Source organism: Lutibacter sp. (genome assembly GCF_041555395.1).
In the GTDB taxonomy this organism is placed as follows: domain Bacteria; phylum Bacteroidota; class Bacteroidia; order Flavobacteriales; family Flavobacteriaceae; genus Lutibacter.
In genome coordinates, this window is record NZ_JBFFKM010000072.1 from 1 (window position 1) to 9,621 (window position 9,621).

A 9,621-nucleotide genomic window follows, 5' to 3' on the forward strand; every position below is an offset into this window, starting at 1 on the left:
AAAATTTGGTTTTTTATTTATAAAGATTTCCTCTGCAGTATTTTTATGAACTTCGCCAATACCTTTCCTTATTAGCGGTTGCAAATGTAATCCCTTTTTATCTCCCAAAACAAATTTTTATTAGGTTTTTTTTGAGAAAAATAAACTTTAATTTTACACCGTTGAAATTGTGCGTATTACAATTAAAAAAAGATTAAAAAATTAGCACCCTGCACTGCCTTTGAGTTCCACTAAATAATTTGTATATTATATACATGTAATAAGGTATAAATAAATTAACAATTATTTATAAAAAAGCTTCCGTTAATAACGCAAACGTATTGCGAAACTGATAGTTTTCCGATATCTTTGCATCTTTAATAAAAAAAGCATGATACAAATAACATTGCCGGATGGCTCAATAAAAGAATTTCAAAAGGGAAGTACTCCACTGGATGTTGCTAAAAGCATCAGTGAAGGATTTGCCAGAAACATAATTTCTGCCGAATTTAATTCCAAAACTGTTGAAATTTCAACGCCATTAAATGAAAATGGAAATTTGATACTATATACTTTTGAGGATGCCCAAGGCAAAAAAGCTTTCTGGCACTCATCCGCCCACTTAATGGCTCAAGCTATAACTTCATTTTATCCTAATGTTAAATTAACTATTGGTCCTGCAATCGACAATGGCTATTATTATGATCTTGATTTGGGAGAGGATGTTATTTCTGATAAAGATTTTCCTGCAATAGAGCAAAAAATGCTTGAAATGGCTCGTGGGAAACATGAATTTAAATTGCGTGAAGTCTCAAAAAAGGATGCCCTGAATTTTTATAAAAGTCAGAACAATCAGTATAAAGTTGAATTAATCGAAAACTTGAATGACGGGGAAATCACTTTTTGCGACCATTCTGATTTCACTGATTTATGTAGAGGTGGACATATTCCAAATACAGGCTTAATTAAAGCTGTCAAAATTATGAGTGTTGCCGGTGCTTATTGGCGTGGAGATGAAAAGAACAACCAGCTTACGCGTTTATACGGCATATCGTTTCCTAAACAAAAGATGCTTACTGAATATCTGGAATTACTGGAAGAGGCGAAAAAAAGAGACCACAGAAAATTAGGAAAAGAACTGGAATTGTTTACTTTTTCAGCAAAAGTAGGTCAAGGATTACCGCTTTGGTTGCCAAAAGGAGCTGTTTTGCGAGACAGATTAGAGCAGTTTTTGAAAAAAGCACAAAAAAAAGCCGGTTATGAAATGGTGATTACTCCGCATATCGGGCAAAAAGAATTGTATGTCACTTCAGGTCATTATGCAAAATATGGCGCAGACAGTTTTCAACCAATACATACACCAAAAGAAGGTGAGGAATTCTTTTTAAAACCTATGAACTGTCCGCATCATTGTGAAATTTATAACGACAAGCCTTATTCCTATAAAGAATTACCAAAACGTTTTGCCGAATTTGGAACCGTATACAGGTATGAACAAAGTGGGGAATTGCATGGATTAACCCGCGTTAGAGGTTTTACACAAGATGATGCCCATATATTTTGTACGCCAGATCAATTAGATAGTGAGTTTAAAGCCGTTATTGACTTAGTATTATATGTGTTCAGATCGTTAAGTTTTGAAAATTTTACTGCTCAAGTTTCTTTACGTGATAAAGAAAACAGAGATAAATATATTGGTAGTGACGAAAATTGGGAAAAAGCAGAAAACGCCATCATAAATGCCGCCACTGAAAAAGGGTTAGATTTTAAAATTGAATACGGAGAAGCAGCATTTTATGGTCCTAAACTGGATTTTATGGTGAAAGATGCATTAGGAAGAAGCTGGCAATTAGGAACCATACAAGTAGACTATAATTTACCTGAACGTTTTGATTTGACTTATAAAGGAGCCGACAATCAATTACACAGACCCGTAATGATTCATAGAGCGCCATTTGGCTCCATGGAAAGATTTATTGCGGTATTACTGGAACATACGGGTGGTAAATTCCCGCTTTGGCTAACTCCCGAGCAGGTTATCATATTGCCAATCAGCGAAAAATATCAAATATATGCCGAAAAAGTTTTAAATTTGTTAGAAAATGCCGACATTCGCGCCCTTATAGATAAACGAAATGAAAAAACCGGCAGAAAAATTAGAGATGCCGAAATGAATAAGATTCCGTTTATGCTGATTGTAGGGGAACAGGAAGAAAATGACGCTACAGTTTCTGTAAGAAAACAAGGCGATGGTGATATGGGTTCATCAACAATAAATGAATTCATTTCATTAATAAATAAAGAAGTTAATAGCACATTAGAGCAATTTTAAGTTTAATTTAAAATATAACGTTATAGCATTAAGTAGAAATAAAGGCCCAAGAAAGCCTTGGAGAGTAGTAAAAGAGGATCAACATAGAATAAATGAAAAAATTACCTATGTTGATGAAGTTCGTTTAGTAGGAGAAAATGTGGAAATAGGCGTATACCCTATTGCACGGGCAAGAGAACTTGCCAAAGAGTTAGAATTAGATTTGGTTGAAATATCTCCCAAAGCAGTTCCTCCTGTATGTAAAATAACAGATTATAAGAAATTTCTTTACGAACAGAAAAAACGAGATAAAATTCAAAAAGCCAAAGCGACAAAAGTTGTTGTTAAAGAAATTAGATTTGGCCCAAATACAGATGAACACGATTATGAATTTAAAAAGAGACATGCTCTAGAATTTCTAAAATCTGGCGCGAAATTAAAAGCATTTGTGTTTTTTAAAGGTCGATCGATCATCTATAAGGATCAAGGGCATATTCTACTTTTAAGATTGGCCCAAGAAGTTGAAGAATACGGTAAAGTTGAACAAATGCCAAAATTAGAAGGGAAACGTATGATTATGTACATTTCACCAAAAAAGAAATAAAAATAATAAGCAAGACAATAAAAATAGAAGAAAGATGCCTAAAATGAAAACAAAATCTAGTGCCAAGAAGCGTTTTAAGCTTACCGGCTCTGGACAAATAAAAAGAAAACACGCTTTTAAAAGTCATATTTTGACTAAAAAGTCTAAGAAACGTAAATTAAAGTTAACCCACGCTGGTTTGGTTCACAAAGCAGATAAAGCTAACATTTTACAACAACTAACTTTAAAATAAAAAGTTAAAAGGGAATTTAATTATTAACCATGGAGTAGTGCTTATTTAAGTGCATTTATGCCGCCTACTACAAAAAAACAAATGAATTATGCCAAGATCAGTAAATTCAGTTGCCTCAAGAGCTCGAAGAAAAAAGATATTGAAGCAAGCAAAAGGCTACTTCGGACGTAGAAAAAACGTTTACACAGTAGCTAAAAATGCGGTTGAAAAAGGAATGTTATATTCTTACAGAGACCGTAAAAACAAAAAGAGAAGTTTTCGTGGATTATGGATTCAGCGTATTAATGCCGGAGCCCGTTTATACGGAATGTCTTACTCACAGTTTATTGGGAAACTTAAAGCTAACAATATTGAATTGAACCGTAAAGTTCTTGCCGATTTAGCGATGAATAACCCAGAAGCTTTTAAGGCAATTGCAGATAAAGTAAAATAGATTTTTTAATTCCTTGCTTATAAAAAAACCGAACATCTGTTCGGTTTTTTTGTGCTATATATTTACAACTATAATTTAAGTAGAGAGTTCCAAATTGCATATATTTGTTTCCTTAATATAATTATTTAAATATGATTGTTTGGATTATTTTTATTGCGCTCATCTTGATTTTTTTAGCATTGGATTTGGGTGTTTTCAATAGAACACCGCATATTATAAGCACAAAAGAAGCCTCTATCTGGACAGGCGTTTGGGTGACTATTTCTTTTCTATTTTCAGGGGTTATCTATTGGTTGTATTCCAGTGATATTATCAGCAATGTAGACAACCTGACGCCAACTGATGCCACACTAAAATATATTACAGGATATTTAATTGAACTTTCTCTAAGTGTTGATAATATATTTGTAATTGCAGTAATATTTGCATCTTTCAGAATTCCATTAAAATACCAACACCGTGTTTTATTTTGGGGGATTTTAGGAGCCATTGTTTTTAGAGCGTTGATGATTTTCTTTGGTGTAATTCTAATTAAAAAATTTAGTTTTACAACTTATATTTTTGGAGCATTTTTAATTTTCACAGCATACAGAATGCTGGCTTCAAGAGAAGAAAAATTCAATCCGAAAAAATCCTTTATTTATAGACAAGTCAGAAAGTTTGTTCCAATCACAAGCCATATGAATGGAGAACATTTTTTCATTAAATTAAGACATATAAGGGCGGCAACGCCCCTTTTTATAGCCTTAATAATTATTGAATTTACCGATGTTCTATTTGCTTTAGATAGCATTCCAGCTATACTTGCAATTACATCGGATCCGTTTTTAGTATTTACATCTAATATTTTTGCAATACTTGGCTTACGTTCCATGTATTTCTTCCTGTCAAATATGTTAACAAAATTCTATTACTTAAAATTTAGTTTAATTTCCATCTTAACTTTTGTTGGAATCAAACTTATTTTAGCGCACCATATTAAGTTTCCCGAATGGTTTTCGCTAACATTTATAGCGCTTTCCCTCCTAGTTGGAATTGTAATTTCACTTAGATCGGCAAAAGAGAGTGATCATAACAACTTTTAAAACATCTTTGAAGAGCTGATATAAAAATAAAAACCCTCAAAATTTTAAATTTTGAGGGTTTTTATTTTTGTTGCGATCTGTTTTTCCATTAAAAAACTTCTCCTAATTCTTTAAGCTTTTCCGTGTTTTCTGCCAATCTCAAGCCCTCAATAATTCTATGGATATCACCATTTATAATATTCTGCAAATCATACATGGTTAAACCTATCCTATGCTCCGTAACCCGACCTTGTGGGTAATTATAGGTTCTAATCTTAGCAGATCTGTCACCAGAACTCACCATTGTTTTTCGTTTAAGTGAATCTGCTTCTTGTTTTTTGGCCAGTTCCATTTCATACAACCTTGAACGTAAAACCTGCATCGCTTTGTCCTTATTCTTATGTTGCGATTTTTGATCCTGGCATTGTGCCACAAGTCCTGTTGGAATATGTGTTAAACGTACAGCAGAATAAGTTGTGTTTACAGATTGCCCACCTGGCCCAGATGAACAGAAAAAATCTACTCTAACATCATTCATGTCAATTTGCACATCAAATTCTTCAGCTTCCGGCAAAACCATCACTGTAGCTGCCGATGTATGAACACGTCCTTGCGTTTCAGTTTGTGGAACTCGTTGCACACGATGCACGCCTGCTTCAAATTTTAAATTGCCATACACATCTTCACCTTCAACGCTAAAGATGATTTCTTTGAATCCTCCTGAAGTACCTTCACTCATGTCAACAATACTTGTTCTCCAGCCTTTATCGGCACAGTATTTTGTGTACATCCTATACAAATCACCTGCAAAAATACTTGCTTCATCACCGCCTGTTCCAGCTCTAATTTCAACCATCACATTTTTGGCATCATCGGGATCTTTTGGGATTAACATAAACTTAATGTCTTCCTCCAATTGTGGCAAACGCGCCTCAGCTTCTTGAATCTCCATTTTAGCCATTTCGGTCATATCATCGTCGGACCCGTCAGCAATTATTTCTTTGGCTTCTTCAATATTTATTAACAACCCACGATATTCATCACCCACTTTCATCACCGCGTTTAAATCCTTATATTCTTTACTGATTTTTACGTAGCGCTTTTGGTCTGAAATAATATTCGGTTGAATTATTAAATCAGAAACCTCATCAAATCGTTGTTTTATTATTCTTAATTTATCTAACATTTATTTTTTATTAGTTTGCAAATTTACAACAAATTCTTGATATTATATTCGGGCACTTTTTAATGTCCATTAAAAAAAATATTTCCCATTATGACAGAATAAGACAATCTGTTTAGGCAAATTCTTGAAGAAAAGTGCCAAATCAATTAATTGGCATCGCAATACATTTAATACTCAAAAACGCCAAATTCACTTTTGATCGTTAACTTTTTAATTTCAGAAGCTTCTACCATGCCCACAATTTGCGCATCAACATTAAAACTTTTGGAAATAGCGATGATGTTTTGGGCAATTTCCGGAGCAACATACAATTCCATTCTGTGACCGCAGTTAAACACCTGGTACATTTCCTTCCAGTCTGTTTTGCTCTCATCCTGAATTAAATTGAATAATGGCGGAACTGGAAACATATTGTCTTTTACAATATGTAAATTATCAATAAAATGGAGAATCTTTGTTTGGGCACCTCCACTGCAATGCACCATTCCGTGAATTTGTTCTGAAGTATATTTGTCAAGTATTTTTTTGATGATAGGTGCGTAAGTTCTGGTTGGAGAAAGCACCAATTTTCCTGCATTTATTGGAGCATTTTCAACGTCATCAGTTAATTTCATATTCCCTGAATAAACCAATTCATTTGGAACTGCGGCATCAAAACTTTCAGGATATTTCGCGGCCAGATACTTATTAAAAACATCATGACGGGCAGATGTTAACCCGTTAGAACCCATTCCTCCATTATATTCCTTTTCGTAAGAAGCTTGTCCGAAAGAAGCCAAACCAACAATAACATCGCCGGGCCTAATGTTTGCATTGTCAATAACATCGGCTCTTTTCATTCGTGCGGTAACTGTAGAATCCACAATTATGGTTCTAACCAAATCACCAACATCGGCAGTTTCGCCACCTGTAGCATGAATTTCAATGCCATGCTTTTTTAAATCCAGCAGTATTTCCTCAGTTCCATTAATAATAGCTGAAATCACTTCACCTGGAATTAAATTTTTATTACGCCCGATGGTTGAAGACAGCATAATATTGGTTGTTGCGCCAATGCAAATCAAGTCATCAATATTCATAATTAATGCATCTTGCGCAATACCTTTCCACACCGAAATATCACCAGTTTCTTTCCAATAGGTATAAGCCAAAGACGATTTTGTTCCAGCACCATCGGCATGCATGATTAAACAGTAATCCTCATCATTTGTTAAATAATCGGGCACAATTTTACAAAATGCCTTCGGGAACAAACCTTTATCTACATTTTTTATAGCATTGTGAACATCTTCTTTTGAAGCTGAAACGCCTCTTTGACTGTATCTTTTACTATTTTCTGAACTCATTGATGCTAATTATGTTGTTGTGCAAAAGTAATTTTTCTTTTTTAAACCTGTTGGATTTTACCTAAGTAATCTCTAAAAAGAAAACTATTTTTAAAACAGGTACATAAAATAAAAAATCCCGCAAGTTGCGGGATTTTATTGTCACTATCGTGTAAATAACAATTCTCTGTATTTTGTGAGTGGCCACAATTCATCATCAACCATAAGTTCCAATTTATCGCAGTGGTATCTGATTTCATCAAAATATGGTTTTACTTCAGAACAGTATGCCGCCGCTTTTTCCTCAACATCCTCTATAATATTCGCTTTTTTACGCGCATCAATCATTTCATCTATTTTTGAATGGATCGCTTCAATATGTTCAGAAATTAATTTAATTAATTTAATTTGTTCTCCTGCATGTTTATTAAATTCTTTTCCAAATATTTCTTTTAATCCTGTTACATTTTTAATTAACATATTTTGGTAACGAACAGCTGTTGGCACTACGTGATTGCCCGCGATATCTCCTAAAACACGAGATTCAATTTGAATACGCATCGTGTAATCCTCCACTTCAATTTCATATCGGGCTTCAGTTTCAACCTTACTCATCACATTCATTTCTTCAAATAATGCAAGTGATTTTTTAGAAACTCTTGCTTTTAATGCTTCGGGAGTTGTTTTATTGTTGCTTAAACCTCTTTTCTTTGCTTCTTTTTCCCAAGCTTCTCCATAACCATTTCCTTCAAACAATATGTTTTTTGTAGCTTTAATATATTCTCTTAATACGTTAAAAATAGCTTCGTCTTTCTTTAAGTCTTTAGCTACAATTAAAGCATCTACTTCAATTTTAAAGTCTTTTAATTGTTTTGCAACTATCGTATTTAAAACAGTCATTGGGTTTGCACAATTCGCAAATGACCCAACCGCTCTAAACTCAAATTTATTTCCTGTAAACGCAAATGGCGAAGTTCTGTTTCTGTCTGTATTGTCCAATAAAACATCTGGAATTTTACCAACCACGTTTAATTTAAGATCTGTTTTTTCTTCCGGAGAAAGTTTACCGTTAGTTACACCTTCCAACTCTGCCAATACTTTTGTCAATTGCTCTCCAATAAATACAGAAATAATTGCAGGGGGCGCTTCATTTGCGCCAAGTCTGTGGTCATTATTTGCCGAAGCTACCGCTGCTCTCACCAATTCTTCGTTTTCGTGAACAGCTTTAATTGTATTTATAAAAAAGGTTAGGAACTGAAGATTGCTCATCGGTGTTTTTCCAGGTGCTAATAAATTGATGCCTGAATCAGTTGAAAGAGACCAGTTATTATGTTTTCCAGAACCATTTACACCTGCAAAAGGTTTTTCATGAAGCAGTACTTTAAGATTGTGACGAGAAGCAACTTTTCCCATAATATCCATTAATAAGGAGTTATGGTCGACGGCCAAGTTACATTCTTCATAAATAGGTGCCAATTCAAACTGATTTGGAGCTACCTCATTATGACGAGTTTTTACAGGAATACCAACGAGCATACACTCAGTTTCCAAGTCACGCATATAATTTAACGCTCTGCTTGGAATAGAACCAAAATAATGGTCGTCCAATTGTTGCCCTTTTGCCGGAGAATGTCCCAATAAAGTTCTTCCGGTTAAGGTAATATCCGGTCGGCTGTTAGCCAAAGCTTTGTCAATTAAAAAGTACTCTTGCTCCCATCCTAATGAAGCGGTAACTTTCTTTACATTTTTATCAAAATATTTACAAACTGCTGTCGAAGCATCGTCTACGGCTGTTAGCGCACGCAATAAAGGAGTTTTATAATCTAATGCTTCCCCAGTATAAGCAACAAATATTGTTGGAATACTTAAAGTGGTTCCGTAAATAAACGCTGGTGATGTTGGGTCCCAAGCAGTATACCCACGAGCTTCAAAAGTATTTCTTATACCTCCATTAGGAAAACTTGATGCATCTGGTTCTTGTTGCACCAATTGATCTCCTCCAAATTTTTCAATGGCCATTCCATTTCCAATAGTTTCAAAAAAAGCATCATGCTTTTCAGCAGTTCCGCCTGTTAAAGGCTGAAACCAATGTGTATAATGAGTAACTCCTTTGGCCATTGCCCACTCCTTCATTGATGAAGAAACTTGATCTGCAATTTTACGGTCAATTTTTGTTCCGTGCTCAATTGCACTCATAACACCTTTATAGGCATCTTTGGTTAAATATTGACGCATCGTATTTTCATTAAATACATTTTCGCCAAACAAGATTGATCTTTTTATATCTTCACTTACGTCAACAGGTTTTCTTTTTGCGGACTGGGCTAATGCTTGAAATCTAATTACTGACATTTTTTATGTTGTTTAGAATTAATACACTGTTTTTAATAGTGCAAATTTAACCTAAAAATTGATTTAAAAAAAATTACCCCCTAAAAAATTAGGGGTCAAAGTAAGATTTGTATTTTTACTAAAAATATCAGTAAT

8 protein-coding genes are annotated in these 9,621 nt (G+C 34.2%); 5 read left to right on the forward strand and 3 right to left on the reverse strand.

The annotated features are described in order from the left end of the window. Positions 1-370: 370 nt before the first annotated feature. The 5 genes from thrS to ABY285_RS11445 all read left to right on the forward strand — a co-directional run bounded on the left by thrS (position 371) and on the right by ABY285_RS11445 (position 4,644). On the forward strand, positions 371-2,311 hold the full coding sequence (thrS, locus tag ABY285_RS11425; RefSeq protein WP_372770167.1) for a threonine--tRNA ligase: 1,941 nt from the start codon (positions 371-373) through the stop codon (positions 2,309-2,311). Positions 2,312-2,333: 22 nt separating this feature from the next. Then, entirely contained in the window at positions 2,334-2,894 is a 561-nt protein-coding gene (gene infC, locus ABY285_RS11430) for a translation initiation factor IF-3 (protein WP_372770181.1), read from the forward strand. 34 nt (positions 2,895-2,928) lie between these two features. Then, complete coding sequence (gene rpmI, locus ABY285_RS11435) at positions 2,929-3,126, forward strand: 50S ribosomal protein L35 (RefSeq protein ID WP_372770169.1); 198 nt, start codon at positions 2,929-2,931, stop codon at positions 3,124-3,126. Positions 3,127-3,214: 88 nt separating this feature from the next. Further along, positions 3,215-3,559 (forward strand): 50S ribosomal protein L20, encoded by a 345-nt coding sequence (rplT, locus tag ABY285_RS11440; RefSeq protein ID WP_372770171.1) that lies wholly within the window; start codon positions 3,215-3,217, stop codon positions 3,557-3,559. 131 nt (positions 3,560-3,690) lie between these two features. Then, positions 3,691-4,644, forward strand: coding sequence for a TerC family protein (locus tag ABY285_RS11445; RefSeq protein WP_372770173.1), 954 nt, complete (start codon positions 3,691-3,693; stop codon positions 4,642-4,644). Positions 4,645-4,732: 88 nt separating this feature from the next. On the opposite strand, the gene prfA is transcribed toward ABY285_RS11445, so the two are convergent. The 3 genes from prfA to ABY285_RS11460 all read right to left on the reverse strand — a co-directional run bounded on the left by prfA (position 4,733) and on the right by ABY285_RS11460 (position 9,486). Then, entirely contained in the window at positions 4,733-5,809 is a 1,077-nt protein-coding gene (prfA, locus tag ABY285_RS11450) for a peptide chain release factor 1 (RefSeq protein WP_372770175.1), read from the reverse strand. Between the two features lie 167 nt (positions 5,810-5,976). Further along, entirely contained in the window at positions 5,977-7,155 is a 1,179-nt protein-coding gene (locus ABY285_RS11455) for an AIR synthase related protein (protein ID WP_372770177.1), read from the reverse strand. Between the two features lie 144 nt (positions 7,156-7,299). Next, complete coding sequence (locus ABY285_RS11460) at positions 7,300-9,486, reverse strand: glutamine synthetase III (RefSeq protein ID WP_372770179.1); 2,187 nt, start codon at positions 9,484-9,486, stop codon at positions 7,300-7,302. Positions 9,487-9,621: the final 135 nt, after the last annotated feature.